We start from the raw sequence: 24,321 nt of genomic DNA on the forward strand, positions 1-24,321 counted from the left end.
AATGAGCAATACCCAGCAAAGCCCGCACACTGTCGTCTATGTCGATGATGAGGATTTGGCCCGCAAGTACTTTGCGCGTGCGGCCGGCAGTGACTATGAAGTGCTTCTCGCGAGCGGCGCGGAGGAGGCCATGTCGATCCTTCACCGCGAAGGAGCGCGCGTGGCCGTGCTTGTGACCGACTTCCGCATGCCGGGCCGGCACGGTGACGATCTGCTGCGCCAGGTCGCTCAGGAGTATCCGCATATCGTCCGGATCCTGGTGACGGCCTACGCGGACAACAACGCGTTACCGGGCGCAGTCAGTTCGGATGGGGTGTTCCGAATCCTGGAGAAGCCCCTGGGCGTAAGCACGGTCCGCGAGGTGTTGACATCGGCGACGACAGCCCAAGTGTCGCGACTGAGGTGACGCAGCGCTTGCCGGTCGACCCGGTTATCACGAAGACCGGCGCAAGCCGCTTCGGCATGATCTTCCGCAACCGCGTCGCGCAGCTTTTCGGGGACATCGGGATCACATCCGCAGTCGGCGGCGGTACGGCCGCGACGCTGGAATCTCCAAATTTGAAGGATCGAATGCACAGGAGTTACCAATGAGCCATACGATTGCCAACCAGACGCCGCCTCCGGCGATTCTGTTCGTCGATGACGAAGCCACCGCGGTCAAATACTTCGAGCGCGCCATCGGCGCGATTGCGCCGGTGGTGACGGGCGCCTCGGTGGAGGACGGCAAGGCGATGCTGGACGCCCACGCCTCCAGTCTGGCGGTGCTCGTGTCCGACCAGCGCATGCCGGGCGAACACGGCAACGAACTTTTGCGCTATGCGCGAGAGCGCTATCCCCACATCGTCCGGATACTGACAACGGCCTATTCCGAGCTGGATCAGACCGTCGAGGCCGTCAACCAGGGCCAGATACATCGCTATATCAAGAAGCCGTGGGATATCTCAGCGCTGCGTATGGAGATGAAGCAGGCGCTGGAGCTGTCGGGGCTGCGCAAGGAACGCGACGAACTCGTGCGCGAGAAGCTAGGCGTACTGCAGACGCAGACGGTGGCCACCCGTATCGGCGCAGTGCACACGCTGTGCGCGAGCCTGATCGGCCCTGGCCGCTTTCAGCCGGTGGAAACTTACCTGACCGGCACCGAACTGGCTGGTACGCGCAATGCCGAGCCGGACTGGCGGCGTATGGACTACGCCGATCTGGTGCATGCCGAGAGCGAATGCAGTGGCAGTTTCGGCCACGCGGTCAGTACGCGCCTGGCGCAACTGCGTGCGCAGACTGCGGGGCGCGGCGTTGCTGATGCGTTGCCGGTCTTGATGGATGTCCTCGGCGCCACGGTGCGCGGCGATGGTGAAGCGCTGATCTGGACTTCGCCTGCAACGTTGAGCGAGTTCCTCACACGCCCGGTGGGTCATGCGGTCTCCGCCGAGCACGCTGCGTGGCTGGCCTGCCTGTTGTGGCTGGAAGAAGCCGGCGGCGCGCTGCAGTTCTTCCGCGAAGGTGACGCTATCGTCTGCCGCGCCGGTGCGCGGGCCAGTTTTGCGGCCGACCGCCTCGCAGTCTGGATCGAGCGGTTCCTTGAGCCCGCGTTCGACCAGGATAAGCCGACGGTCCGCGTTTAGAGAGGGCGCAACGATCGTTGCCCGGGCGAGAAGCCCACGGGGCGAATGATCGCTGTAGCCGGAAAAATCCTTCGGGCCGGCCGGGTGTTGAACGGCCGGCAGGAGCAACGGAGCACTTGTTTGTGGGCCGTTGCGCGGCGTGGTGTAGCGACGCTCGTCTATTTGCCCGCATTCTTGAGCACATCCAGCGCGGCCTCACACGCCCGCTGCAGTTGTTCCCGCATCAGATTCTGCGCATCCCCGGTGCCGTTGACTACAGCATCGCGAATTCGAACCGCCTGTTCGAACGATGCGCGCATCCGCCCGCCTTGCGCCATGGCGATGCGGCGCAGTCGCCGCACCGGCCCGATCAGCGAGGCATGATTCTGCTGCAACGTGCGGTTGTCGGCGACCGTCATGACGATGGCGTAAAAGCGGTCCAATGCGTCGACATAGCCGGCAGCGTCGCCGGCATCGACGCTCGTTCGCATCATGTCGATCACATCATCTAGCTGCGCGGCACCGAGCGATGTAATGCGCTCGGATGCAAGCTGCACCGCGAGACATTCGAGCGCGGCCCGCACCGTATAAATCTCTTCCACATCGCGAAGCGTCACTGACCGCACGTATGCGCCCACTCGCGGAAGGACGGTCACGAGCCCTTCGCGCTCGAGCTGCGCGAACGCCTCCCGCATCGGGGTTCGACTAACGTTCAGCTGTTTGGCTACCTGCACTTCAGAGAGACGGCTACCCGGAGCGAGCACACCTTCCACGATCGCCTCGCGCAACGCGGGCACGACCACGCCATCGCTCAACGAATCGCCGGTTGAGTCCAGTGTGCGAAGCCGCGCGTGATACCGCGTGGCAATGGATTCGAGACTCGGCGCGTGGCGCGTGTGCGCTGTCGGGGTTTTTGAAGAAGCAGTTTTTGCAGCGGGCATTGACACCTCTGATTTCTGTGAATACTCTGTATACAGATTATACAACAGGAGACGACATGGATCGCAGTGCATTGGAGGCCCCCGTTGTCATAGAGCATACCGGCGACGTGCTCACCTTCACGTTGAACCGCCGGGAAGTCGGCAACGAAGTGTCGGTTGCGATGTTCGACGCGATGTCGGACGCGTTGCGCAGTGAGGCCGTGCAACCGAAGGCGCGTGTGTTGCGCATCCGCGCGAACGGCGATGTGTTCTGCACGGGGCGCGAGCGAGCGGGGCGGGACGCCGTGTCGATCCGCACCGAAGTTGCGCGTCTGATCGAACTCAAACGGCTCGTGCGCAGCACGTCGTTGATCTCGATTGCGCAGGTGCAGGGCGATGCGTTGGGCTTCGGCTTCGGGCTTGCGATCCTGTGCGACTTCACGCTCGTCGCATCGTCGGCGCGGCTCGGGTTCCCGGAGATGCGCAACGGTCTGCCGCCCGCCGCGATCATGGCTTACCTCGGCGGCTATGCACTGCCCAAGGCCCTATTTCCGATGGTCTTGTTCGGCGATCCCGTTACGCCTGAAGCGGCCTTGCAGGCCGGGCTCGTCACGCGAGTATGCGATCGCGCGAGCCTGCACGCCGAAGCCGACGCGCTTGCCGCTCGTATTCTCTCGCTCGACGAAGCCGGCGCGAAACAGTGCAAGGCGTTCTTCCTCGCCGCGCAGGAAGGCAGCGTCGAACAGAACTTCCGCGCCGCGACCGACATGCTGACCGTCAACGCATTGCGGTTGATGCAGACCCGCTGAGCGTGGCCGTGCTTCACTCGCTCGATACAACACGACGTGTGGGTGTCGATGAAAGCGCTAATCCGCTGACACCGTAACGTCGACTGGAGACAGACATGAACGTCAACGCAGGGCCCAGGCTCGATCGTTTGCCGATGTCGGGATTTCACCGGCGCATCATGTGGTTGATTGGCATTGGCATGTTCTTCGATGGTTTCGATATTTACGTTGCGTCGACAGTGCTTGGCGCAACGCTGAAGTCCGGATTCTCCACGCTCGGGCAGAACGCGTTGTTCGTGTCGCTCACTTTTCTCGGCATGATGCTCGGCTCGCTTGCGACCGGTTTTCTCGGCGACCGGTTCGGGCGGCGCTTCACGTATCAGGCGAATCTCGCCGTGTTCGGGCTGGCGTCGCTCGGCGCGGCACTGGCGCCGAACATGAGCGTGCTGATCGCGTGCCGCTTCGTGATGGGACTTGGACTGGGCGCGGAAAACGTGGTCGGTTACTCGACGCTGGCCGAATTCGTGCCGCCGCAGAAACGCGGCAGGCTACAGGGTTTAATGGCGGTCTTCGTCGTGTCCGGACTGCCCGTCGCGGGGCTGATCGGGTTGCTGCTGATTCCGTCGTTCGGCTGGCGCGCAATGTTCGTGCTCGGCGGTGTTGGCGCACTCGGCGTCTGGTATGCACGCAAGTCCTTGCCGGAGTCGCCCCGCTGGCTCGATTCTGTTGGACGCCATGACGAGGCTGATGGGATCCTGCGGCGCATCGAAGCGGAAGTGACGGCCGCACGAGGCGGCAAGCCGCTGCCCGCGCCAGCGTCCACGAGACCCGGCGCGACAGCGCAACCGGCGCTGTCGTTCGCTTCGCTGTTCAGCGGCGCGATGCTGCAACGGATGATCGTCGGTTGCGTGACGCTCATTGTCATCAACACGCTGCTGTATGGCTTCGTCACCTGGCTTCCGACATTCTTCGTTCATCAGGGCTTCAGCATCGCGAAGTCGTTCGGGTTCGCGCTCGTGATGTCGCTCGGCGCGCCTATCGGTTCCGCAATCGGTGCGCTCACCGCAGATGCGTGGGGCCGCAAGCCGACGATCATCGGCTCGTCGCTCGCCGCGATCGTGTTTGGCGCGATGTATCCGTTCGTCACGAGCCCCGTGGTATTGCCCATCGTCGGACTGTTGTTGACCATTCCCATCTACGTGCTGGTTGCGCTGCTATTTGCAGTCTATGTGCCGGAACTCTTTCCAACTGAAGTGCGGCTGCGCGCGTCGGGCGTCTGCAATACGCTGGGCCGCGGCGCGACCATCGTCACGCCTTTCATCGTGGTATCGCTTTTCGGGCAGTACGGCATCGTCGGCGTGCTTGCAATGATGATCGGTCTGCTCGCCGTGCAGATCGTCGTCGTTGCATGGCTTGGCGTCGAGCCGACCGGACAGCGCCTCGAAGACCTTCAGCCGGAAGACACCCTCGCGCGCGACGCGCTTCATGCCGACGCGCACGCTTCGCCTAACAAATGAATCGACAGGAACCATGCAATGAATACAGGCAACCCGCAGCGCTACGACGCGCAATTGTTGATTGGCGGCGAATGGACGGATGCTGAAGACGGCCGCACCCTAGACATTGTGAATCCCGCGACGGGCGAAGTGATCGGCGCGCTCGCGTCGGCTTCCGCTCGCGATGTGGATCGGGCCGTGCAAGCCGGTCATCGCGCATTCGAAGGCGGTGCGTGGCGCGACATGTCGATCCAGCAGCGCGCGCGCATTCTGAACCGTTTTGCCGATCTGTTCGAAGCCGATCTCGAACAGTTCTACAAGCTCGAAACGTTGAATAACGGCCGTCCCATTGCCGAAACGCGCGCACAGATTTCACGCTTGCCGCAGTTCTACCGCTACTTCGCGGCGCTCGCGCTCACGCGCCGCAGCGACGTGATTCCGATCGAAGGGCCGTACCTCTGTTACACGCAGCGCGTACCGCTGGGTGTCGTCGCGCTGATGACATCGTTCAATCATCCGTTGATGATTCTCTCGAAGAGTCTCGCTCCCGCGCTCGCGACGGGCAACAGCGTCGTCATCAAGGCGTCGGAACAGACGCCGCTGACGACCGTGCGGCTCGTGAAGCTGTTGCAGGACGCGGGCGTTCCCAAAGGCGTCGTCAACGTTGTGAACGGCGAAGGGCGCGTAGCGGGCGCAGCGCTCGCCCAACATCCGCTGATCAGGAAGGTGGTATTCACGGGAGGCACGGAAGTGGGGCGCTCGATCGGCGAGGCTGCCGCGCGTAATTTCGTGCTGACCACGCTGGAACTGGGCGGCAAGGGCGCGGTGATCTTATTCGATGACTTCGATATCGAGCGCGCAGTGAACGGCGCGGCGTTCGCCGCTTTCATCGGCGCTGGGCAGACCTGTGTCTGCGGGGCGCGCATCCTCGTGCAGAAATCGATGTACGCGGCCTTCCTCGAACGTTTCCGCGCGAAGGTCGAGCGTATCCGCGTGGGCGATCCGACGGATGCGAAGACCCAACTGGGTCCTGTGATTTCCGAGCGCTCGCGTCAACGCATTCTCGCGATGCTCGAACGCGCGCAGCAGGCGGGCGCAAAGCTATTGACGGGCGGACGCGTGCCTCAAGAATTGACGTCGGGGTACTTTCTTCAGCCGACCGTCGTCTACGATGCGGACCCGCACTCGGAGATCGGCCAGGACGAGGTGTTCGGGCCCGTGACGGTCGTCATGCCGTTCGAAGACGAAGCCGATGCGATCCGTATTGCCAACGATACGCCGTTCGGCCTCGCCGCTTCGATCTGGACGCAGGACGTCGCGCGGGCGCATCGCGTCGCCGGCAGGCTGGAGTTCGGCATGGTGTGGGTGAACGACCATCATCGCCTCGACCCGGCGTCGCCGTGGGGCGGATTCAAGAACAGCGGCGTGGGCCGCGAAACGGGCATCGAGTCGTTCGACCAGTTCAGCGAGCCTCGCGCGGTGACGATCAACACATCCGGCAAGACAGTGGACTGGTATGCGGACGATGGCGAACTGAAGCGGCTTAACTGAGCTAAGCGGCGAAACTATCGGAAAACGAGCCGCCACGGAGGATTGCAACCAATCCTTCCCATTGGCCGTGGCGAACCGTTGCATCGTCGGAATCGGCTGGGGCGGGCGTCGCCATGCCGTCGTAGTGACGCCCGCTGTGCGTCGCATTACTGCGTGTCTGGCTGCTTCTGATGCTTGCCGTGCTTGTGCGAATGATGATGGCTCGAGTGGGTACTTGTCGGCGCGGACGTGTTGTCTCCGCCGGCAGTCGGGCCCGCCGTCGCTGCGCCGTGCGCGTTGCCGCCGCCCGATCCGCCGTTGCCGTTGCCGCCTGCTTGCGCGCTCGCCGTGCCGGAAACGGCCAACGCGGCCAGAAGTACAAGTATCGATTGAATGCCTCGCATGTTTTGCTCCTTGGATAGTTGACCCCCGTCGCTGGGGCGAAGCGACCGTCACCGCGCCGCAGGCGAAAGAGAGCATATGCAGTGCCTGAAAGTCGCGCGAGGCGGTTCAGGCAGTGACATCGCCAATCGCGATGTTTTGTGTCCCAGACCGCAGTTGGCGCAGGCGCGGCATGTGAAGATCCGTCGCACGAATCGCTGATGTGTACACACCAGTGACATTCGAAAACGATAAGCGCGATACGGGGACCTTCAAATGAAAAAATATCCAGGCTTACTCTTTGCCCTTCTGCTCGCGGCCTGTGGCGGCGGTGGGGGAGGCGGCAACAGCGCCACCACGGCATCGGCGGCACCTTCGTCCACGAGTCCCAAGACATGTACCGGCGGTCCGTACACGACTGACCCCACGAAAGTCTGCACCGACGCAAGCGGCAATCTCGTCACGGGGTATGTCTACGTGCAGCCGAAGACGGTCATTCCCGACGGAACCGTCATCACCGCGGATACCACGTGGCCGGCGAGCGGCTCTCCGTATTTCATCGCCGGCACGGTGCGAGTCGCGCCGGGCGTCACGTTGACGATCCCCGATAACACGATCGTGGAGACTTACCGCTCAGTGCCGTGCACGGCCGATTGTGTGGGTACCATTCCGACAAAAGGCATCATCAACGTGGCGGGCACGCTCAACGTGGGAAGCCAGGGTCCGGTCCAACTGCTGGGCGTGACGGCTGCTAACACGTCGCTGGGACAGGACGCGGGTAACGGCACGGTCAGCATCACGCATGCGGTGTTGCAGGACGCGTTCGTGCAGATCAACGACGCCGCACCGTTCTCGATGACATACAGCCAGGCCACGCACATGAACGTGACGCCAATTGTTCGCAATGGGGTGACGACTTATGAAGCCGGCACGAACGGCTACCCGCGCTTGAGCAGGTCCTCGACCGTGAAAGGCAACACGTTCGTGGACTCCGCGGCCTTCGCTTTCGATCCGTCGGTCTTCGTGCAAAACAATCTGTTCATCAACATGGTCGACCCACTCGTGTTGATCGACGCGTTCCCCGCCAATGGACAGGCGCCCACCGGCGTTGCGCAACGCAACTCGTTCCTCTTCAAGAAGGATTCACCGAATGGGAATCGTCTCGTGATCGAGTCTCACGGCACTTATAACGCGTCCACGCTTCGCTCTCTGGACTTCACCAACAACTTCTGGGGCGTGACGGATAACACGACCATCCAGTCGCGCGTGCGGGATAGCACCAACACGGCCAACCCACGGCTGCCCAACGTCATTCTCTATGCACCGGCGCTTCAGAGTCCCGATCCCGCCACACCGGCGGACCCGCAAAGCACGACGCCGAATGAGTAAGCAGTGAGGCATAAAGCAGCGCCGGTCATCTGAACCGGACTGCACGCATCGCCAACCGGCCCCGCCGCAGGATTGCCTGCGGCGGGGCCGACTCTTTTGCGAATTGTCTTCGTGAATCGAACCCAGATCACAAAAACTGGTCACCGGCAATTTCATCGACCCCATGTTCTGACGCGCTAGACTTCCGGCTGAACACATCTCAGCCACGACACGGACTTTATCGTCCTTCAAGGGGAAGCAGCCGAATGGACCGGATGGCAGCAATGGAAACGTACGTCAGCGTCGTGGAGGCGGGCTCGTTCTCGGCAGCCGCAAAGCGGCTCAAACTGGGGCAACCGGCCGTCTCGAAGTCGATCGCGCAACTCGAGGAGCGACTCGGCGTGCGACTCCTGTTGCGCTCGACGCGCGGCCTTACGCCAACCGATGCGGGTCAGCGCTTTTACGAGCACGCGAGACGCGCAATCGAAGAGGTGGATCTCGCCGAGCAGGTCGCGCGCGACGCGTCGACCGGACTATCCGGGGTGCTGCGCATCAGTGCCGCTGTGACCTTCGCGCGCCTGCATATCCTGCCTGCGCTCAAAACGTTTCTGGACCGGCATCCGAATCTGCAGATCGATATCGTGCTGGACGATCGCAGCATCGACCTGCTCGAAAAAGGCGTGGACGTTGCACTGCGCATGGGATCGCTCGATGATTCGACGATGACGGCACGCCGCATTGCGCAAAGCCGTCGGCTGGTTGTCGGAACGCCTGCCTATCTCGCCGAAGCGGGCGTGCCGAAGACGCCCGCGGACCTCAGTCAGCATCAGGTCATCGTGTACTCGTTGCGAGGCGGCGGGGAGTCGTGGGCGTTCAGCCAGCACGGCAAGGAAGTGGCGGTAGTCGTGTCGGGGCGCGTCAGCGTCAGCGCCGCCGAAGGGATGCGTACCACGTTGCTGGGCGGACTAGGCCTTGCAATTGCGTCGGAATGGATGTTCTCGCCGGAACTTGCCGATGGCTCGGTTCAAGCGGTACTGACCGACTGGGAATTGCCCTCGATCGACCTGTGGGCGGTTTTCCCGGCTGGACGGCTCGTGAGTGCGAAGGCGCGAGCGTTCGTCGCCTTCGTCGAAGAAACACTCGGTGCCGCTGGCAGCGGCATCGGCGGCGCACCCTCAGAAAGCGAGCTTGCCGATTGACGCTCCGCCGTCGACGTAAAGCGTTTGACCCGTCATGAAGGCGGCCTCGTCGGAAAGCAGAAACTCGATCGTCGCGGCAATTTCATGGGGCTGGCCGAAGCGACCCATCGGCACTGCGGACAGATAGCGCTTCTCGCCCTCGCTGCCCGGCGGATTGTTCGCGCGAAACAGCGCGGTCTCCGTCGGACCCGGCGCGACCGCGTTCACCGTAATGCCCGTGCCCGCCAGTTCCAGCGCCCACGAACGCGCAAAACTCACCAACGCTGCTTTCGCTGCTGCATAGGCCGTGCGCTGGGTCATGCCCAGAATCGTCAGGCTCGAAATGTTCACGACGCGTCCCCAGCCGCGTGCCCGCATGCCGGGAAGCAGTGCTTGCACGGTCTGCACGGCAGGGTGAAGATTCAGCGCGAGAACGTCGTCGAGATCGTTTAACGCGACTTCACCCAGACGCTGCGGTCTGACTAGCGCGACGTTGTTCACTACCCCATCGAATGCATGACGGCGCACGAGGTCATCGAGCACTGCATCGGTTGCGGCACGGTCGGCCAGATCGACGCGAATCAGTTCGCCCGGAAAATCGCTTGCTTCGCGCGCGAGTCCAACGACACGATGGCCGACCTTAATCAGGCGTTCTGTTAGCGCAAGACCTATGCCTTTGGTCGCGCCGGTTATGAGAAATGTACGTTGCGTCATCACATGTCCTTTATGAACCGCAAGGATTCGAAAAGCCGCGCGCGGTTCTCCGGCACGGCGTGGTGATCTCTGGGCGTTAAGCGGTAAGGGTCAGGCGCTGGCGGTCGCTTTTTCCAGAACCGGGAACATGTCCGACGGGTCCGGACGACGCGTGTAGTCAGGGTTGACCTCCGAATACAGCACGATCCCATCCTGCCCGATGACGTAGCGCGCGGGCATCGGCAAGGTCCAGCCCGGATCGTTATTGAACGCCGGCAGATCGTTCCTCAGGTTCTTGTACAACTCGACCAGATAGTGGGGCAACGCGAAGCGCAATCCGAAGTCGGCGCCTGTCTGCCCATTCACATCGCTCAGCACGGGGAAGCCCAGTTCGTTGGCGCGCACCGACTTTCGGCTATTGACCGCAGTTTGCGGCGAGATCGCCACGACGTTCGCGCCATAGGCCTGAATCTGCGGCAGCACTTCGTTGATCGCCTGCAGTTCGATATTGCAGTACGGGCACCAGACGCCGCGATAGAACGTCACCACCAGCGGGCCCTTCACTAGCAACGCAGCGGACGACACGTCGTTGCCGTCCTGATCTTTCAGGCTGAAATGCGGCGCGCGGTCGCCCGCCTTGATCGCACGGCTCGCCTGTCCGCTTGCTATCAGTTCTGCCGTAGCGCGTTCCATTACCGGGTGAATCTCCGGCGGTGCGTTGAACGGCGGTTTGCCTGCCTTGAAGTCGGCCCGGAATGCATCGAGTTTGTCTTGCAGTGACATGAGTGTTCTCCGTGAGAGGAATAATGAAATTCAGGAACCGGGTGGCCGTAGATTCAGGCTGCGTTCGGCGCGGCTGCGATGCGCGTGTATTTGAGCTTCGGTATCGGGTCGGACGGGAGCCGCGAGGGGCTCCTCGAGACGGCTTAGGCAGCGACCGGCCTGGTCCACTCGTTACCGGCCATGAAGCTGTCGAGTTCGGTGTGGACGATATGATTGGTGTAGTTGCTCAGCACCTTGGTCGCTACGCCAAGAATCACTTCGAGGACGTTCTGACGGGTGTAACCGGCGGCGAGAAACGCGTCGACATCGGCGTCCGCGACAAAGCCACGTTCGCGCACTACGAGCGTCGTGAAGCGATGCAGCGCTTCGAGCTTTGCATCGGGCAGCGGCGTGCCGGCGCGCAGCGCGGCGATCACGCCTGCGTCCATCCTGATCATCTTTGCCAGCGTGCTGTGACCGGCCATGCAGTAGTGGCAGTTGTTCTCGAAGTTCGAGGTCAGGTAGACGACCTGCTGTTCGTGCGGCGTCAGCGTGCTTTTGGAGAACAGGTCCCACAGCGCCGAGTAACCGGCCAGCAGTGCGGGCGATTCCGCCATGTGCGCCTGAAGGTTGGGCACGAAGCCAAAGGCGCGCTTCGTGTCCTCGAGGCCGGCCTTCGAAGCGGCCGGTGCGTTATCGATCGTGTAGGTTTGGAAGTTGCTCATCGGTTTTTTCCTGTTGGTTGACGGTGAGCAAATGATCGAGGTCAGTGCCTTTTCCAAGAAGGCAGGCGCCGTCGATAACAGTCATTCCTGGAAGGCATAAAGCGGTGGCTATGCGGTCGCGACTGGGTTATGACTGCGACTGGTCGGCGATGGCCGGCAACCACGCTATCCCGCGGCCCGACACCACGGCGTCGAGAATGATCCCGAGATCGGCGACGCGGATGCGCGAACGCGGCTCGACAAGGTCTAGCCGTCCGGTGCGCGATGGCTCGCGCACCGGTACGACTATCTGCGCGAGCAATGACCCCTGGCGCTCATTCCGGTACCGAAGCCCGTGCCAACGCCTGCGTGTCGATATACTCGCGGATCTTCGACACTTTGCCGTTTCGAACGGTAATGGCGAACACCCAATCGTCCTCGAACGTTTTATTGGTGGCTATGATTCTTCCCTTGGCGAAGCCGATGACCAGAACCCGGTCTCCCTGCGCGACGAATTCACTCGGTTGCGTCAACGAAGTTTCCACCGTTTCGGATTGCGTCTGAAGCAGATCCGCTAGTCCTGCATGCCCCCGGCGCGTACCGGCCAGCGGCCAGTTGTCGCCCGGAATGATCCACTCGATATCTTCGGCACACAACTTCAGCAGACGTTGCTGATCGCCGCCGCTGATTGCTGCAAAGAAATCTTTCACGACCTGGACATTCTCTTCAATGCTCATCGAAGTTCTCCGGTTCCAATTCATCTCACATGCACGCGGGCGAGGAGTCCGGCGACATCAGCCGAACATGACGAGGTCCTTAAAGATCAGTTGACCCCAGCTATTTCCACGCGCCTGAACTAGCAGTCCTCCTTCGGAAAGCCCGCCGAGCGTAATCGGCGAGAAACCGAGCTTTTCTGCAAGCGCGCCAACCTCTGCTGCGGCGCCGTTATCATCGCTCGCGAGGAACACGACTCTCCTTCCACCATTGACGGCGGGATCCTTTTCAAGGACGGTTGCAGGCAGATGATTGAAGCCCTTGACCAGCCGACCGCCGGGGAAGGCTTGCGCGACGGCTTTGGAAGAAGGCATTCCCTCCAAGGCCTCAGGAGGCACGCCGTAGGCATTGGTCACATCGACGATGGTCTTTCCCTTCCAGGTGGGAAGCGCCTTGGCAACCTCCGGGTACGACTCAAAACGGACTGCCAGAAATATCGTGTCCGCCATGACGGCGTCCGCCAGTGTCCGGGCGACGATCGTGGGTCCGATCGATGCCGCATCGGAGGCGAAGCTCTCCGGGTCGCGCGTGGTCGCAACGGATACTTCGATGCCGCTTCGAGCAAATGCCTTGGCAAGAGCACGACCGATCTTGCCGAAGCCAATAATTGCGTAGCTCATATTTCCTCCTTCGGTTTTCGGCGCGGTCAGAGTTTGTAGCCGCCGCTTGCCTCGATTGTCTGGCCGGTCACCCAGTGGCCATCATCGGAAGCGAGGAACGCCACGACGGCGGCGATTTCCGAAGGCTCGCCAAAGCGTCCCAGCGCGATGTTGGCCTCGGCCGCCTTGACGACTTCGGGATCTTCCCGTAACGCGGCGTTCGCGTCCGTTCGCGTGTAGCCCGGCGCGACGGCGTTCACAGAAATTCCGCGCGGCCCTAGTTCGGACGCGAGCGCATGCGTCAGGTTGTTGATGGCCGCCTTCGCCATCGAGTAGACGGGCGCAGCTGTCACGGGCTTGGTTGAGGCAGCGGAAGAAATGTTGATGATGCGTCCGCCATCGGCGAGACGATCCAGAGCGGCTTGAACAATGAAGAACGGGGCGCGGGCATAGACCGCCATTAAGGTATCCCAGGTTTCTGGCGTCGCGTCTTTGAAGCCCAACCAGCCGGAATTTCCAGCGTTGTTGACCAGAATGTCGAGGCTTCTGCTTCCGGTCCGCCGGGTGAACTCGTCGTCGAGTTTCTCGAACAGCGCCGGGACGGCCGCCGCATCAACGAGGTCCGCGTGGATCGCGAACGCAGTGCCCCCAGCTTTCTCGATCGCCGCGACCACCTCGTCGGCACCTGATTTGCTGGCGTTATAGGTCAGCGCGACCGTCGCGCCATCCTTTGCAAGACGTTCAGCAATGGCGCGGCCAATGCCTCGCGATGCCCCAGTAACGAGGGCAGTTTTTCCTTCAAGAGAGTGTCCCATCTGATTTTCTTCCGTGAATATGTTGATGATTGGATCGCGCGTCAGATTTGCGCGAGGCCACCGTCGACGGCGAGCTCGCTGGCGGTCATGAAGCTGCTGTCCGACGACGCTAGAAAGGCAGCGGCCGCTCCGATCTCCGCAGGGTCGGCCATGCGCTGCAGCGGAGTCATCGAGGCGAAGACCTTCTGACCTTCCTCGCCGAGCGCTTCCTTCGCGAGTTCGGTCGCCGTTGCTCCGGGCGAGAGCACGTTGATCCGGATGCCGGTGCCCTTCAGATCCACCGCCCAGGTCCGCGCAAGGTTGCGCACGGCCGCCTTGCTCGCGCTATAAGCGCTCATTGCCGGAGCGCCCGTGGTGCCCGCGCTCGATCCCGTCAGGATGATCGACCCGCCTTCGCCCATCAGCGGCAGCGCTTTTTGGACCGTGAAGATCACACCCTTCACATTGGTATCGAAGGTTTCGTCGATGTGCTCGGCGGTAATCTGGCCGAGCGGAAGCGCGCTTCCTGCCCCGGCATTGGCGAAGACGATGTCGAGGCTGCCGCGCTCAGCCTTCACCGCTGCGTAGAGCCTGTCGAGGTCGGCCTCGTCGGAGACCGAACCCTTTACCGCGCGGGCATGGGGCCCGAGATCGGCCACGGCGGCGTCGAGCGCTTCCTGCCGGCGGCCGAAGATGAAGACGAATGCGCCTTCGTCAATGAAGCGCCTGGCTGCGGCGAGGCCAATGCCGGTCGCGCCGCCGGTAATCACAGCGGTCTTTCCATTCAGTCTGTTCACGTCGTGCGTCCTTCAAAAATGGAGAAGACCATTCTCTAACTCTTGACCTATGAAGACAATTGACTAAATATGCATCTGAACCATCTACTTTTTAGATAGCCATGCTCGACAACGTCACCATCAATCAACTCCGGGCCTTCGTCGCCGTCTGTGACCAGGGTAGCTTTTCAGGAGCCGCACGGGAGTTGCGACGCGCACAGTCGGCGATCAGTCACGCGATCAGCGCGCTTGAGGGTGCGTTTGATGTGGTGCTGTTCGAGCGAAACACTCGCAGAGCGACACTTACAGCCGCGGGCCGCAGCCTTCTGCCGGATGCTCGTGGGGTGATCTCACGCACCGAAGAAATGAAGATGCGCGCGGTTTCGATTGCCGAAGCCGGCGTGCCACAAGTGTCGCTTGCCGTCGATGTCTATTTCCCGCGAACGCACCTGATCGAATGCCTGCGCACCTTGCAGGCAGACTTCCCGACGGTTGCAATCAATTTGCGCATGACGACCATGCAGGGCGGCGAACGTCTCGTTTTCGAAGGTACGTGCGCCTTGGCGGTGACGATCACCGACGTGCCGGAGCTAAGCCCCGGGACCATCGAAAGGCAGCATTTGTGCGAAGCGCAAATGGTGACCGTCTGCGCACCATCACATCCGCTGGCCGCAATCACGGGGTCCATCCCGCGAGAGGAATTTGGCCGGCACATCCAGCTCGTCGTGACCGACAATCAGCCGGATGCGGAAAAGACCCAACAGGGTGTTGCCAGTGAACGCCAGTGGCTGGTGAACGACCTTGGCGCGAAGCACGATCTGCTGAGGGGAAGCTTGTGCTGGGGACACATGCCGCATCATCTGGTTGAGGACGACCTCGCGAATGGAACACTTGTCGAACTTAAGCGGCGCGCATGGCACATGCGTCCGCTTACGTTCATGATCTCGCAGCGGCGCGGATACTCGATTTCCGAATGCGAGACACGGCTGTTGGAGCTCCTTGGCAGCTGTCATCGCTCCTCGAAGGATGCCGGCCAGCGCGCCGTCTCACGCAAAGGCAAAAAATCTCCGGTGGTTCGCCGCGCGTAAGCACCGGACGCGGAGCCGTCCAATAGTAAAGATGGATCACTTGCTTGCGCCTCCTTATGAATTATATCGTTCGTGATCCTCAGTAAAAGAGGCGCAATATTGCTGGGCTGCGCCGTTACGCGTCTTCCATCACAGACAACGCAATCGCCTTCTGCGCCTCGATGCTTGCGAGACGCCTGGTCATCGCGTCACGAATGTGCTCGCAGGCGAGCTTGCCGAGCACCAGACGCTGCGGCGGATTCGGCTCGTCGATGTTGGCAAGCATCGTCTCGACGGTCTTCGCGGCATCCGCAAATTCGAAGTAGCCGCCGTCGAGCGCGCGGCGCATGTCACCAACGGGCGTTCGGCATAACACGGCAGCGCCGCCGCGACATCCAGTCCCGCGCCGAAATTCGTGCGCGTCGGACCTGGCTCCACAATCACGAAGTCGATGCCGAACGGCGCGACTTCCTGCGCCACGGCCTCCACGAAGCCTTGGATGCCCCACTTGGTTGCGTGATACGCGCCGAAGCCTGGATACGCGATCTGCCCGCCTTCTGACGAGACCTGCACGATGCGCCGCCGCCTTGCTCGCGCAGACGTGGAACGACGGCGCGGATGAGTTGCATCGAGCCGGTCAGGTTGGTCGCATTTGTCGAACCGGCGCATCGAGCGAACGACGCCTTCGCATCCAGTTTCATTCGACGTCGCGCGAGGGCGGCTTCACGTCGGCCAGCGCGCGATGTTTCTTCGAATAGAGGCGCATGGGCGGCGTCGGCACCTGCACCACGCCGACGAGGTCGGTCCCGTTGCGCTCGTTATACGACTTCAGATAGACCTCGTGCTGCATCACGTCGGCGACGATCTCGCCGCGACTGTGGGATCGTCGGGAGTCACTCCTGTCAGACGCCCAATGGCACGTCCTCCGATTTCTTCCGCACGCCTCAGCCCGCGCGAAAATCAGCTTGCAGCGATCGACGCCGTTTGCGCCGAGTTCGAAGTCGCTGAGCGCGCGACGGTCGTGAAAGCCTGCGGCACAGGCAAGACGTTGCTTGAGCAGGAGATCGATGCACGCATGGGCGCGCGCTACACGCTGGTCCTCGCGCCGACACTTGGCCTGCTCTCCCAGACAATCCAGACCTGGCTGCGCCAATACGCGAAAAGGAACGGTTGTTACTTTCCGTACATATCGAAATCGAAGTACTTGGCTTCGATCTTGCGATACGTGCCGTCCTTGAGCAATTCAGCGATTGCACCGTTCAACGCATCGCGCAGTTGGGGCTCCGATTTGCGCACGCCCGCCGCATCGCCGTCACCCATGATCTTCGCGTCGTAGACCACATTGCCTGCGAATGAGAAGCCCTTGCCGGCCGGCGTTGCGAGAAAACCCAGCTTGCCCTGCACGGCGTCCATCAGCACCGCATCGACGCGACCTGCCGTCAGATCGGCATAAGCCTGGTCGTAGCTCGGATACGCGACCACTTCCACACCCGACGACGCCCACTTCTCGCGGGCATAGGTTTCCTGCACCGTGCCTTGCTCAACCGCCACGCGTTTGCCCGCGAGCTTCGACGCTTCAGGCAGCAGATGCGCGCTGTCCTTCGCGATCAGGCGCGTCTGGTTGCGGTACAGCCGCGTGGTGAAGTCGATCTGTTCGCGACGCCTGGCGTTCGCCGCCATCGACGACAGGATCACGTCGAACTTGCGCGCCTGAAGGCCGGGAATCAATCCGTCGAAGCTGCTTTGCACCCACACGCACTTCGCCTTCAGTTTCTCGCATAGTGCATTGCCAAGGTCGACGTCGAAGCCCACGACCGTGCCGTCTTTTGCGATCGATTCGAACGGCGGGTACGTCGGGTCGATGCCGATGCGGATCGTGTTCCACTCCTTGGCCGATGCCATCGTGCTCGCGCCCATCAGGGCAAGCAGGGCGGCGCTCAACATCGTCTTTACGCGTGTGGTCTTCATAGAGAGGCTCCGTGTGTGGTTGGGTGTGTGTGGTGTCGTTTCGTCTGGAATGGATGGGATCAACTGGGAAATTCGCCGCGGGTGAAGTCGTCGCCGAGCGCGATGGAGCCGGCGATTTCGTCGACCGTAACGGGTTTGATTGGCGCGCGAATGCGGTAGTAGCCGACGTCGCCGACCGCGCGTTCCTGCACCTGCGCAATGAGTTCGCCGACCGTCGCGCCACACCATCGGCCCTGACACGGCCCCATGCCGCAGCGTGAAAAAGCCTTCATCTGGTTCGGCCCCTGACAGCCAATTGCCGCGATGGCGCGAATCTCGCCCGCGGTGACTTCCTCGCAACGGCACACGATGATGTCGTCAGCGGGGCGGCGCAGCCTGGCAGGCGGCGTGTAGAGCGCATCGAGCAGCGGGCGCACGGCGAGATGTCGTTTCATGGCGAGCCGCGCGCGACGGCCGCGTGCATCGCGCGACGCGGCATCGAACGCGCCGAGTTCGCGCGAGATATCGAGTGCCGCAAGCGCGCCCGCGTGCGCAGCCACTTTCGCGCCGCCGATGTCCGCGCCGTCGCCAGCAATCCAGATGTGCTCGACTGTGCTGCGTCCGTGCGCATCGGTGCGCGGGCGCCAGCAGGCCGACGAAGCATCCCATTTGTGCTCGCAACCGAGCGAGCGGGGCAGTTGCGTCGAAGGAATCACTCCCTGATGCAGCAGCACGAGCGAGGTGTCGATCGAACGATGCGTGCCGTGTGCGTCGGTGAAATGCACGCGTTCAGCGCGCTCTTCGCCTTCGATCGAGAACGCACTCGCGCCGCGATGAATAGGGATGCCCGCGCGCTTTACCGCGCGCATCATGCGCAGACCCTTCAGCAGATAATCGGCGCCTGCGAGCGCGGGCAGCGCATGAGGCAAGGCGGCGCGCCAGGCATCGTGCGGCGTCGTATCAATGATGGCGCGCACGCGGCGTCCCGCATTCAGCAACTGCGATGCGAACAACCACAGGAGCGGTCCGCAACCGGCGAGCACGGCGTCCTGCGATGGTGCGAGTCCCGACGACTTGAGCAGCGTCTGCGCCGCGCCGATGCCCATCACACCCGGCAGCGTCCAGCCGCGCACCGGCCACGGACGCTCTTGCGCGCCGGTCGCGACGAGCACCGCGCGCGCCGATATGTCGAACGTGCAGCCGGGTTCCGCACGTTGCGCGCGTCGCGTGAGCATCGCGACGGCGCGGCGGTTTTCAAAGGCGATCTGCCATACGGCGCAGCGCGCCAGATGCTTCGCGCCGCTGTCATCGAAAGCCGCAATCAGCGTGCGTCCGCCGAGATACTCGTCGCCGAGCATGTGCGCGTCCCTGAGCGGGGACTGCGCGGCGTTGCGATAAATCTGTCCGCCGGGCGCTTCGCCTTCGTCCGCGACGATAACATCGAGACCCGCACGGCGCGCCGTGATCGCCGCAGACATGCCCGCCGGTCCCGCGCCGATGATCAGTAGATCGCACGTCAATTGCGCGGGGCACTGCATCATGCGAGCCTCGCCTTACCCGACATTGCGCGTACGCGCATGCCGTCGCAGACGCGCGTCATGCACGCCTGCATGTTCGGCACGCCGTCGACTTCGACGAGGCAGTCGAAGCACACGCCCATCATGCAGAACGGTCCGCGCGGCGCGCCGCTGACGGGCGTAGTCCGGCAGGCGAGCGCGCCGCTTTCGAGCAACGCCGCGGCGACCGTGTAATGCTGTGGCACATGCCGGTGCGTGCCGTCGATATCGATGCGCACCGTCGGCGCCGGCAAGGTGACGAGAGATTCAAAGTACGTAGGCATCGGTCGAATTCGAAAAACGCGTGGTGACGAAGGGATAAAGTATTGCGGGCCGGGCGCCGCCCGCGATCCACGGCGCGATCACGTCAGCGTGTGCGGCGGCGAGCGTCACGCCGCTATGGCAGATGGCGAGGAACGCGCCGGGATGCGTGGACGATTCCTCGTAGACCGGCAGGCCGTCCGGCGTCATGATGCGAAGCGCGCCCCACGCCCGCACGATGCGCGCATGCCCGAGCACCGGAAATGCGGTGCGTGCGCGACGCGCAATGTCGGCCATGACGGCGCGCGTCTGGCCGTCGTCGAAGCCGACGGCTTCGGCCGAATCGCCGAGTAGCACGGAGCCTTCGGGCGTCTGCCGCACGACGAGCGTCGGATAGTCGAGAAAGGGCGCGAGCCGCTCAGTCACCATGATCTGGCCGCGCAGGGGCGTGATGGGCGCGAGCATGCCGACCATCGGCGCAAGGCGTTGGTTGTCGAGGCCTGCGGCCAGCACGACGCGTTCGGCTTCCAGCGTGCCGTGCGGCGTATCGATTTCGAAGCGGCCCACGTAGGGTCGGATTTCGCGGACTTCATGGTGCGGCAGATACGTGCCGCCCGCGAGCGCGCAGGCCTGCTGCATCGCGCGCAAGGCATAGAGCGGACTTGCGTGTCCGTCATGCGGCGAGTACAGCGCGCCCGCCAGTTTGTCCGATGCCGAGGGCACGCGCGCCTTCAGCGCATGGATGTCGAGCACCTCGTAAGTGAGCGACGCGTCGCGCGAGCGAATCGACTCCAGCAATTGCTGGCCCGCCTCGAGCTGCTCGATGGTTTCGCACAACTCGATGCCGCCGGGGCGCTCGAAGCCCGCATCGACGCCGGTCTTGCGCTGCAATTGCGCGGCGAATGCGCCCCAGCGCTCGGACGATTCACGCGACCACTGCGCGTAGGGCAGGCACCGGCCGCCCTTGCCTTGTACCCAGACGAGCCCGAAATTGCCGCGTGCCGCACGATGCGCCGAGTCCGCGCCGTCGCATACCGCCACGCGCTTGCCTGCACGGGCGAGCCCATAGGCGATGGCCATGCCGACGAGTCCTCCGCCCGCGATCACGATGTCGAAGCGGCGTGCCGTGTTATGAGCCAGCTTATGTTGCATGAAATGCGTTTCCTGCCTGTTTTACGAGTCGAAACCGAACTTTGGGCGCTGCAAAAAACTGCGTCAAATGCCAGTTTGTCGGTCATCTATAATCCAATGTTATGGACACTTCCGAACTCAAGATTCGCCAGATCGAGGCCTTTCGCGCCGTCATGCTTCGGCACACCGTCACCCGCGCCGCGGAGTCGCTGCATATTTCGCAGCCTGCGGTGAGCCGCCTTATCGCCGATCTGGAAAGCCGCGTCGGCTTCGTGCTGTTCGATCGTCAGCAGGGGCGGCTCACGCCCACGGCGGAAGCGCGCGTGTTGTCGGAGGAGGTGGAGCGCGCGTTCGTCGGCATGGACCGCATCGCGCAGGCGGCGCGGCAGATACGCGCAATGCGGCGCGGGTCGTTGCGCGTCGCGGGGTCACCCGCCGTGGCGCTCGATTTGCTACCGGCGGTGATCGCGCGGTTCGTGGAGCGGCATGCGGGTATCGACATCAGCCTGCTCACGCATAGCGCGACGACGGTCGTGGAAAAAGTCGCGTCCGGACAGTGCGATGTCGGCGTGATCGCGGAGCCGATTCCGCATCCTGCCGTCAAAAGCGAACGCCTGGCAAATGCGGTCATGCGTTGCATCGTGCCGCGCGGGCATCGGCTGGCGCGCAAGGCATCGTTGACTCCCGCGGATTTATGCGGCGAGCGCTTCGTGTCGTTTCCGCAGAGTTTCGATGCACGCAGCGCTATTGACCGCGTTTTCGTCGATGCAGGCGTCGCGCGGGATCTCGTGATCGAGGCGCAACTCTCACAAGCCATCGTCGCGCTGGTCGCGAACGGCGCGGGGGTCGCGCTGATCGATCCGGTCACCGCTGCATTTGCGCGGCAGCGTGTGGCCGTCAGGCCATTCACGCCCGCCGTGCCGGATCATTTCTATATCGTGACCAATGGGTCCCGGCCGTTCTCGCTTGTGGCAGAGACGTTTTGCGGAGCCATGCGGGAAGCGTTCGAGCGCGCGATAGCTGATATCCGCGAAAAATAACTGGTGATTCCGGCGCCTGTCCTTGCGCGTGCGTCGGCATATCGAGTCAGCACTATTGCAGGCGGAACTGCGTTAAGGAGCTTAGGGCGCTCTGCGCAGCGTCAACCCTGTGCTGCGAGAGATTCACCGAATAGCCGCGTTGCCGGATGCGCTCGAGTTCCAGACGCATCTCGCTCGGATCGGATGGCGTTGTGTCGCTGAACTTGGGCAAATCACGGCTCAGGATTCCGTCGACGTCGGCTTCATTCATGTACGCCAGTACCGCCAACCCCGTCGCGGTCGCGTCAAACAGACTGAGATCGCCAATCGGACTGAACATGCGCACCCGTTTGCGTGCGGTCCTTACGATCGATCAGGACCGTTTAGTTGGTGCTGTCCGGCACCGACAGACGAACCGTCTTGTCGGTAAGGTTGTCCAACTCGCGCGTCGGCCGCCGCGCGGCAGTATAGAGCGCACCGCCGCGCAGCGCGGCAGGCCGCACGTCGAGAATTCGCGGCCCCACGCGCTGCACGCTCGACTTCGGCATATCGAGGAGGCGTGCCAGCACCCCGACGCTGACCGGCTGGTTCTTCGACACAGCCTCGAGAATCTCAAGACTAGGTTGCAATTGCGCCTTGTCGTCGTCTTTCGTCTGGCCTTTCCGAATCAATTTCTAGCAGATCCGGTCACCGGCACACTCGATCCAAGATAACTGGGTAAGGTGACCGGCGGCAGCCTGGACGCCGCCGTCGAATGCGGCGTCGAGGAGGCCGTTCACGAATGGCTCCCAGATAAGCGACAACTTGCACATCCCGCGACTGATCTTGTGCTTGAGGTGAAACGTCGCTGTAGCGTTGCAGGTCCGTCGTCTCCGAGCAGGTCGACGATAGCTCGACGGTGGCGCTGATATCGTGAGCAGGATGTTTTAGCACAGGCCGTTCTCCCGGACACTGCGGTCGCTTCCGGCACGTCCAGCGGTCCGGCGTCCGCTAGATATCGTGCAGATCGGTCACGCGCAGATGGACATCCTGCTCCTGGACGAACTGGATGGACAGATTATCGGTCAGCCATGGCTATCATGGCTCTCGACGTAGCCAGGAGACGTGTGCTCGGCTTCTATCTAGGAATGGAGAGGCGGGCGGGCGCGACAGTAGGCTTACTCCTGTCGCGCTCGGTACTGCCGAAAGAGCCGTGGCTCCAGAAACTGGGCGTTGAGGCTGACTGGCCATCCAGGCTGTCCTCCGGACGCTGCACCTTGATAACGCGGCGGATTTAAAAGCCGGGCTTTCGCAGCGGATGTCGTGGTAGACACCGGAACGTCGGAAGATGCGGCTGTTACAGGAATTCCAGAGCCGTTCTATGCTTGCGACAAGCGTCGGTGTAGATCAACGTCGGCATTAGCCTTAACAGGAACGAGGGGAGCAAAGGTCATTCGATGCGCGTGCGCGAGCCGGCAACCATTCCAGCCACAGCGACGCGCGCCGACGTTAACACATCTTCACTGCTGCGCATGCTTCGCTGCGTCTTCGATCACCGCGGCGACTTCCTTGGGACGCGATTCATACACGGAGTGGCTTGCACCCGCCAGTACCGTGGTGTGGCTATGCGCGCGCTGGTAGTAAAAGCGCTCGAGGTCCGGATTGATGATCTTGTCGTCGGCCGCCACGATGCCCCAACTCGGCTTCATGGTCCAGGCGGCGACCTTCATCGGCTCGGAGAAGACCTTGGCCGCCGTGAGAATCTGCGCGCGTGACTCGAACTCCGCTTCCTTGAGCGGCAGATCGGCTGCGAAATCTTTCGCGAAATCGGCGGGATTCAGATAGGTGTAACCGTCGTCTGTCTTCTTGATGGCGCCTGCCTGCTGCGACGTGTAGCTGGGCATCTTCTTGCCGAGATCGCTTTCGTCTTCGCCTACTGCCGGCGCATGAGCCGCGACGTACACCAGTCCTGCTACTTTCGGATCGACGCCGGCCTCGGTGATCACCGAGCCGCCATAGCTATGCGCGACGAGAATGGTGGGACCGTCCTGCATGTCGATTACCCGCTTCGCTGCGGCTACGTCGTCATCGAGCGAGGTCAGCGGCTCCTGCACCATTGTGACGTGGTAGCCGTCTTTGGTCAGAATGTCATAGACCGGCCTCCACCCCGAGCCGTCGACCCACGCGCCATGAACGAGAACGATATTGCGGATCGGCGCTTTGGCGGGTTGCGTGTCCTGCGCCATTGCGCTGGCGGATGCGAACAGGCATGCAGACAAGGAAAGAACCGTTGCAGCTAATGGCAAGATTTTCACGGCGAAACTCCATTGATAACGATTAGATAGCCAGTTGGGATCCTGTGCATGACTGCATGGTCCACAGGATCCAACTTGCGGCACTTAACTACCGGCGTAGACGTTGCAGAAGCTGACCGGGCCGACGCAAGCAGATTGCATCGCGGTATGCGACGCAGCACCTGAAGCCGAGCTGCCGCTTTGCGCGACACCGCCGACGGCTTGCATCGTCAGTTGCTGATCGCTTTGTGCTGCGACTTTGGCTTCCGCTGCCTGGACATCTGCCGGGTAGTTAACATCGTCACCGCTGGTAGGCCGATATCCAGCGTGCTCGACGCGAACGAGATCCGCACGAACTTCCGCACGTGTGAGCGGAGCGCTGCTTTGAGCGAAGCTGAGTACCGGAGCGCCGAGAGCGGAAACGGCGAGAGCGAGGCTTACGAACAATTTCGACATGATCAATACTCCTTAATTAATTGAATGGTTCGCGACGGCAAGCCGCGGATAAAATCGTTTTGCACAGACCGGCAGGATCACTTCCGCCGAACGGCATTTGCTATCGGATTCCTAACTATTTAATTTTCCGGTGTCACGGGTCGGTATTCGTTCCTTCGAACTTCCTTCTCGTGAGGTTCCGGATTAATGCGTTTGCATCTGGCTACATAGGGGCAAACACAGGGCCCCGACGTTTATTCCAAAGTTTTTT

At 62.3% G+C, this 24,321-nt stretch carries 29 protein-coding genes and 3 pseudogenes; 11 read left to right on the plus strand and 21 right to left on the minus strand.

Translation table 11 applies throughout. The annotated features are described in order from the left end of the window. Position 1: 1 nt before the first annotated feature. Genes BCA01S_RS28605 through BCA01S_RS28615 form a run of 3 tightly spaced genes read left to right on the plus strand, consistent with a single transcriptional unit; the run spans position 2 to position 1,619 of the window. Positions 2 to 406: a response regulator gene (locus BCA01S_RS28605; RefSeq protein WP_027779844.1), complete on the plus strand. Its 405-nt coding sequence runs from the start codon at positions 2 to 4 to the stop codon at positions 404 to 406. Continuing rightward, on the plus strand, positions 403 to 591 hold the full coding sequence (locus BCA01S_RS38810) for a hypothetical protein (protein ID WP_027779845.1): 189 nt from the start codon (positions 403 to 405) through the stop codon (positions 589 to 591). The genes BCA01S_RS28605 and BCA01S_RS38810 overlap by 4 nt, the downstream gene beginning before the upstream one ends. Beyond that, on the plus strand, positions 588 to 1,619 hold the full coding sequence (locus BCA01S_RS28615) for a response regulator (RefSeq protein ID WP_027779846.1): 1,032 nt from the start codon (positions 588 to 590) through the stop codon (positions 1,617 to 1,619). Before BCA01S_RS38810 ends, BCA01S_RS28615 begins: the two co-directional genes overlap by 4 nt. A 158-nt stretch (positions 1,620 to 1,777) precedes the next feature. Here BCA01S_RS28615 and BCA01S_RS28620 read toward each other — a convergent pair whose 3' ends face one another. After that, positions 1,778 to 2,539, minus strand: a complete 762-nt coding sequence (locus BCA01S_RS28620) for a GntR family transcriptional regulator (protein WP_027779847.1) — start codon at positions 2,537 to 2,539, stop codon at positions 1,778 to 1,780. Between the two features lie 56 nt (positions 2,540 to 2,595). On the opposite strand from BCA01S_RS28620, the gene BCA01S_RS28625 reads away from it, so the two are divergent. From BCA01S_RS28625 to BCA01S_RS28635, 3 genes are all read left to right on the plus strand, one after another. After that, complete coding sequence (locus BCA01S_RS28625) at positions 2,596 to 3,327, plus strand: enoyl-CoA hydratase/isomerase family protein (RefSeq protein WP_027779848.1); 732 nt, start codon at positions 2,596 to 2,598, stop codon at positions 3,325 to 3,327. A 95-nt stretch (positions 3,328 to 3,422) separates the two neighbouring features. Continuing rightward, on the plus strand, positions 3,423 to 4,823 hold the full coding sequence (locus tag BCA01S_RS28630) for an MFS transporter (RefSeq protein ID WP_027779849.1): 1,401 nt from the start codon (positions 3,423 to 3,425) through the stop codon (positions 4,821 to 4,823). 18 nt (positions 4,824 to 4,841) lie between these two features. Next, the gene (locus tag BCA01S_RS28635) at positions 4,842 to 6,353 is read left to right on the plus strand and encodes an aldehyde dehydrogenase (protein ID WP_027779850.1); all 1,512 of its coding nucleotides are present in this window, start codon (positions 4,842 to 4,844) and stop codon (positions 6,351 to 6,353) included. Positions 6,354 to 6,499: 146 nt separating this feature from the next. On the opposite strand, the gene BCA01S_RS28640 is transcribed toward BCA01S_RS28635, so the two are convergent. Next, on the minus strand, positions 6,500 to 6,736 hold the full coding sequence (locus BCA01S_RS28640; protein ID WP_027779851.1) for a hypothetical protein: 237 nt from the start codon (positions 6,734 to 6,736) through the stop codon (positions 6,500 to 6,502). Positions 6,737 to 6,989: 253 nt separating this feature from the next. Here BCA01S_RS28640 and BCA01S_RS36565 point away from each other — a divergent pair, with 253 nt between their 5' ends. Together BCA01S_RS36565 and BCA01S_RS28650 are read left to right on the plus strand one after the other, a co-directional pair. After that, positions 6,990 to 8,102 carry a hypothetical protein gene (locus tag BCA01S_RS36565; RefSeq protein ID WP_027779852.1) on the plus strand — a complete coding sequence of 371 codons (1,113 nt, stop codon included), beginning with the start codon at positions 6,990 to 6,992 and terminating at the stop codon, positions 8,100 to 8,102. 245 nt (positions 8,103 to 8,347) lie between these two features. Then, complete coding sequence (locus tag BCA01S_RS28650; RefSeq protein WP_027779853.1) at positions 8,348 to 9,280, plus strand: LysR family transcriptional regulator; 933 nt, start codon at positions 8,348 to 8,350, stop codon at positions 9,278 to 9,280. Here BCA01S_RS28650 and BCA01S_RS28655 read toward each other — a convergent pair. The 8 genes from BCA01S_RS28655 to BCA01S_RS28690 form a co-directional block, all read right to left on the minus strand. Then, positions 9,257 to 9,973: an SDR family oxidoreductase gene (locus BCA01S_RS28655; RefSeq protein WP_027779854.1), complete on the minus strand. Its 717-nt coding sequence runs from the start codon at positions 9,971 to 9,973 to the stop codon at positions 9,257 to 9,259. The genes BCA01S_RS28650 and BCA01S_RS28655 overlap by 24 nt on opposite strands. Positions 9,974 to 10,063: 90 nt before the next feature. Further along, complete coding sequence (locus BCA01S_RS28660; RefSeq protein WP_027779855.1) at positions 10,064 to 10,735, minus strand: peroxiredoxin-like family protein; 672 nt, start codon at positions 10,733 to 10,735, stop codon at positions 10,064 to 10,066. A 143-nt stretch (positions 10,736 to 10,878) separates the two neighbouring features. After that, a complete protein-coding gene (locus tag BCA01S_RS28665; RefSeq protein WP_027779856.1) occupies positions 10,879 to 11,439 on the minus strand; it encodes a carboxymuconolactone decarboxylase family protein in 561 nt (186 codons plus the stop codon). Between the two features lie 127 nt (positions 11,440 to 11,566). After that, a complete protein-coding gene (locus BCA01S_RS38145) occupies positions 11,567 to 11,740 on the minus strand; it encodes a type 2 periplasmic-binding domain-containing protein (protein WP_174447096.1) in 174 nt (57 codons plus the stop codon). Positions 11,741 to 11,753: 13 nt separating this feature from the next. Beyond that, positions 11,754 to 12,155 (minus strand): nuclear transport factor 2 family protein, encoded by a 402-nt coding sequence (locus tag BCA01S_RS28675; RefSeq protein WP_027779857.1) that lies wholly within the window; start codon positions 12,153 to 12,155, stop codon positions 11,754 to 11,756. Positions 12,156 to 12,212: 57 nt separating this feature from the next. Further along, positions 12,213 to 12,812: an NADPH-dependent F420 reductase gene (locus BCA01S_RS28680; protein ID WP_027779858.1), complete on the minus strand. Its 600-nt coding sequence runs from the start codon at positions 12,810 to 12,812 to the stop codon at positions 12,213 to 12,215. Between the two features lie 26 nt (positions 12,813 to 12,838). Further along, on the minus strand, positions 12,839 to 13,606 hold the full coding sequence (locus BCA01S_RS28685) for an SDR family NAD(P)-dependent oxidoreductase (RefSeq protein ID WP_027779859.1): 768 nt from the start codon (positions 13,604 to 13,606) through the stop codon (positions 12,839 to 12,841). A gap of 41 nt (positions 13,607 to 13,647) precedes the next feature. Further along, entirely contained in the window at positions 13,648 to 14,382 is a 735-nt protein-coding gene (locus BCA01S_RS28690; protein WP_027779860.1) for an SDR family NAD(P)-dependent oxidoreductase, read from the minus strand. Positions 14,383 to 14,483: 101 nt separating this feature from the next. Between BCA01S_RS28690 and BCA01S_RS28695 the strand changes: the two genes are divergently transcribed. Next, on the plus strand, positions 14,484 to 15,449 hold the full coding sequence (locus tag BCA01S_RS28695; RefSeq protein WP_027779861.1) for a LysR family transcriptional regulator: 966 nt from the start codon (positions 14,484 to 14,486) through the stop codon (positions 15,447 to 15,449). A gap of 115 nt (positions 15,450 to 15,564) precedes the next feature. Here BCA01S_RS28695 and BCA01S_RS39180 read toward each other — a convergent pair whose 3' ends face one another. The 3 genes and pseudogenes from BCA01S_RS39180 to BCA01S_RS37415 all read right to left on the minus strand — a co-directional run. Further along, positions 15,565 to 15,777, minus strand: a complete 213-nt coding sequence (locus BCA01S_RS39180; RefSeq protein WP_027779862.1) for a Rossmann-fold NAD(P)-binding domain-containing protein — start codon at positions 15,775 to 15,777, stop codon at positions 15,565 to 15,567. 104 nt (positions 15,778 to 15,881) lie between these two features. Beyond that, positions 15,882 to 16,097: pseudogene (locus tag BCA01S_RS39185) on the minus strand (SDR family NAD(P)-dependent oxidoreductase); the annotation flags it as partial. A 40-nt stretch (positions 16,098 to 16,137) separates the two neighbouring features. Next, positions 16,138 to 16,302 (minus strand): annotated as a pseudogene (locus BCA01S_RS37415) (MetQ/NlpA family ABC transporter substrate-binding protein); the annotation flags it as partial. Positions 16,303 to 16,341: 39 nt separating this feature from the next. Between BCA01S_RS37415 and BCA01S_RS39550 the strand changes: the two are divergent. Then, positions 16,342 to 16,566, plus strand: a pseudogene (locus tag BCA01S_RS39550) (DEAD/DEAH box helicase family protein); the annotation flags it as partial. A gap of 35 nt (positions 16,567 to 16,601) precedes the next feature. On the opposite strand, the gene BCA01S_RS28715 reads toward BCA01S_RS39550, so the two are convergent. The 4 genes from BCA01S_RS28715 to BCA01S_RS28730 are packed head-to-tail and all read right to left on the minus strand — an operon-like array spanning position 16,602 to position 20,344. Then, entirely contained in the window at positions 16,602 to 17,396 is a 795-nt protein-coding gene (locus BCA01S_RS28715) for an ABC transporter substrate-binding protein (RefSeq protein ID WP_027779865.1), read from the minus strand. A 59-nt stretch (positions 17,397 to 17,455) separates the two neighbouring features. Then, positions 17,456 to 18,916, minus strand: a complete 1,461-nt coding sequence (locus tag BCA01S_RS28720; protein ID WP_027779866.1) for an NAD(P)/FAD-dependent oxidoreductase — start codon at positions 18,914 to 18,916, stop codon at positions 17,456 to 17,458. Then, on the minus strand, positions 18,913 to 19,215 hold the full coding sequence (locus BCA01S_RS28725; RefSeq protein WP_042319701.1) for a (2Fe-2S)-binding protein: 303 nt from the start codon (positions 19,213 to 19,215) through the stop codon (positions 18,913 to 18,915). Before BCA01S_RS28725 ends, BCA01S_RS28720 begins: the two co-directional genes overlap by 4 nt. Continuing rightward, complete coding sequence (locus BCA01S_RS28730) at positions 19,199 to 20,344, minus strand: NAD(P)/FAD-dependent oxidoreductase (protein ID WP_027779868.1); 1,146 nt, start codon at positions 20,342 to 20,344, stop codon at positions 19,199 to 19,201. Before BCA01S_RS28730 ends, BCA01S_RS28725 begins: the two co-directional genes overlap by 17 nt. Positions 20,345 to 20,445: 101 nt before the next feature. On the opposite strand from BCA01S_RS28730, the gene BCA01S_RS28735 reads away from it, so the two are divergent. Beyond that, on the plus strand, positions 20,446 to 21,363 hold the full coding sequence (locus BCA01S_RS28735; protein ID WP_027779869.1) for a LysR substrate-binding domain-containing protein: 918 nt from the start codon (positions 20,446 to 20,448) through the stop codon (positions 21,361 to 21,363). Between the two features lie 52 nt (positions 21,364 to 21,415). Here BCA01S_RS28735 and BCA01S_RS39190 read toward each other — a convergent pair whose 3' ends face one another. The 4 genes from BCA01S_RS39190 to BCA01S_RS28765 form a co-directional block, all read right to left on the minus strand. Then, positions 21,416 to 21,682, minus strand: coding sequence for an IclR family transcriptional regulator domain-containing protein (locus tag BCA01S_RS39190; protein ID WP_027779870.1), 267 nt, complete (start codon positions 21,680 to 21,682; stop codon positions 21,416 to 21,418). A gap of 43 nt (positions 21,683 to 21,725) precedes the next feature. Beyond that, entirely contained in the window at positions 21,726 to 22,013 is a 288-nt protein-coding gene (locus BCA01S_RS39195) for an IclR family transcriptional regulator (RefSeq protein WP_027779871.1), read from the minus strand. An 828-nt stretch (positions 22,014 to 22,841) separates the two neighbouring features. Beyond that, a complete protein-coding gene (locus BCA01S_RS28760) occupies positions 22,842 to 23,567 on the minus strand; it encodes an alpha/beta hydrolase (RefSeq protein ID WP_425176862.1) in 726 nt (241 codons plus the stop codon). 153 nt (positions 23,568 to 23,720) lie between these two features. Further along, on the minus strand, positions 23,721 to 24,071 hold the full coding sequence (locus tag BCA01S_RS28765) for a DUF4148 domain-containing protein (RefSeq protein WP_027779873.1): 351 nt from the start codon (positions 24,069 to 24,071) through the stop codon (positions 23,721 to 23,723). Positions 24,072 to 24,321: the final 250 nt, after the last annotated feature.

The organism is Paraburkholderia caledonica NBRC 102488, from assembly GCF_000685095.1.
GTDB classification, from domain to species: Bacteria; Pseudomonadota; Gammaproteobacteria; order Burkholderiales; family Burkholderiaceae; genus Paraburkholderia; species Paraburkholderia caledonica.

Coding starts and splice junctions, on each gene's coding strand:
- BCA01S_RS28605 (WP_027779844.1), top strand. CDS start 2: ATGAGCAATACCCAGCAAAGCCCGCACACTGTCGTCTATGTCGATGAT.
- BCA01S_RS28615 (WP_027779846.1), top strand. CDS start 588: ATGAGCCATACGATTGCCAACCAGACGCCGCCTCCGGCGATTCTGTTC.
- BCA01S_RS28620 (WP_027779847.1), bottom strand. CDS start 2,539: ATGCCCGCTGCAAAAACTGCTTCTTCAAAAACCCCGACAGCGCACACG.
- BCA01S_RS28625 (WP_027779848.1), top strand. CDS start 2,596: ATGGATCGCAGTGCATTGGAGGCCCCCGTTGTCATAGAGCATACCGGC.
- BCA01S_RS28630 (WP_027779849.1), top strand. CDS start 3,423: ATGAACGTCAACGCAGGGCCCAGGCTCGATCGTTTGCCGATGTCGGGA.
- BCA01S_RS28635 (WP_027779850.1), top strand. CDS start 4,842: ATGAATACAGGCAACCCGCAGCGCTACGACGCGCAATTGTTGATTGGC.
- BCA01S_RS28640 (WP_027779851.1), bottom strand. CDS start 6,736: ATGCGAGGCATTCAATCGATACTTGTACTTCTGGCCGCGTTGGCCGTT.
- BCA01S_RS36565 (WP_027779852.1), top strand. CDS start 6,990: ATGAAAAAATATCCAGGCTTACTCTTTGCCCTTCTGCTCGCGGCCTGT.
- BCA01S_RS28650 (WP_027779853.1), top strand. CDS start 8,348: ATGGACCGGATGGCAGCAATGGAAACGTACGTCAGCGTCGTGGAGGCG.
- BCA01S_RS28655 (WP_027779854.1), bottom strand. CDS start 9,973: ATGACGCAACGTACATTTCTCATAACCGGCGCGACCAAAGGCATAGGT.
- BCA01S_RS28660 (WP_027779855.1), bottom strand. CDS start 10,735: ATGTCACTGCAAGACAAACTCGATGCATTCCGGGCCGACTTCAAGGCA.
- BCA01S_RS28665 (WP_027779856.1), bottom strand. CDS start 11,439: ATGAGCAACTTCCAAACCTACACGATCGATAACGCACCGGCCGCTTCG.
- BCA01S_RS28675 (WP_027779857.1), bottom strand. CDS start 12,155: ATGAGCATTGAAGAGAATGTCCAGGTCGTGAAAGATTTCTTTGCAGCA.
- BCA01S_RS28680 (WP_027779858.1), bottom strand. CDS start 12,812: ATGAGCTACGCAATTATTGGCTTCGGCAAGATCGGTCGTGCTCTTGCC.
- BCA01S_RS28685 (WP_027779859.1), bottom strand. CDS start 13,606: ATGGGACACTCTCTTGAAGGAAAAACTGCCCTCGTTACTGGGGCATCG.
- BCA01S_RS28695 (WP_027779861.1), top strand. CDS start 14,484: ATGCTCGACAACGTCACCATCAATCAACTCCGGGCCTTCGTCGCCGTC.
- BCA01S_RS39180 (WP_027779862.1), bottom strand. CDS start 15,777: ATGCGCCGCGCGCTCGACGGCGGCTACTTCGAATTTGCGGATGCCGCG.
- BCA01S_RS28715 (WP_027779865.1), bottom strand. CDS start 17,396: ATGAAGACCACACGCGTAAAGACGATGTTGAGCGCCGCCCTGCTTGCC.
- BCA01S_RS28720 (WP_027779866.1), bottom strand. CDS start 18,916: ATGATGCAGTGCCCCGCGCAATTGACGTGCGATCTACTGATCATCGGC.
- BCA01S_RS28725 (WP_042319701.1), bottom strand. CDS start 19,215: ATGCCTACGTACTTTGAATCTCTCGTCACCTTGCCGGCGCCGACGGTG.
- BCA01S_RS28730 (WP_027779868.1), bottom strand. CDS start 20,344: ATGCAACATAAGCTGGCTCATAACACGGCACGCCGCTTCGACATCGTG.
- BCA01S_RS28735 (WP_027779869.1), top strand. CDS start 20,446: ATGGACACTTCCGAACTCAAGATTCGCCAGATCGAGGCCTTTCGCGCC.
- BCA01S_RS39190 (WP_027779870.1), bottom strand. CDS start 21,682: ATGTTCAGTCCGATTGGCGATCTCAGTCTGTTTGACGCGACCGCGACG.
- BCA01S_RS28760 (WP_425176862.1), bottom strand. CDS start 23,567: ATGGCGCAGGACACGCAACCCGCCAAAGCGCCGATCCGCAATATCGTT.
- BCA01S_RS28765 (WP_027779873.1), bottom strand. CDS start 24,071: ATGTCGAAATTGTTCGTAAGCCTCGCTCTCGCCGTTTCCGCTCTCGGC.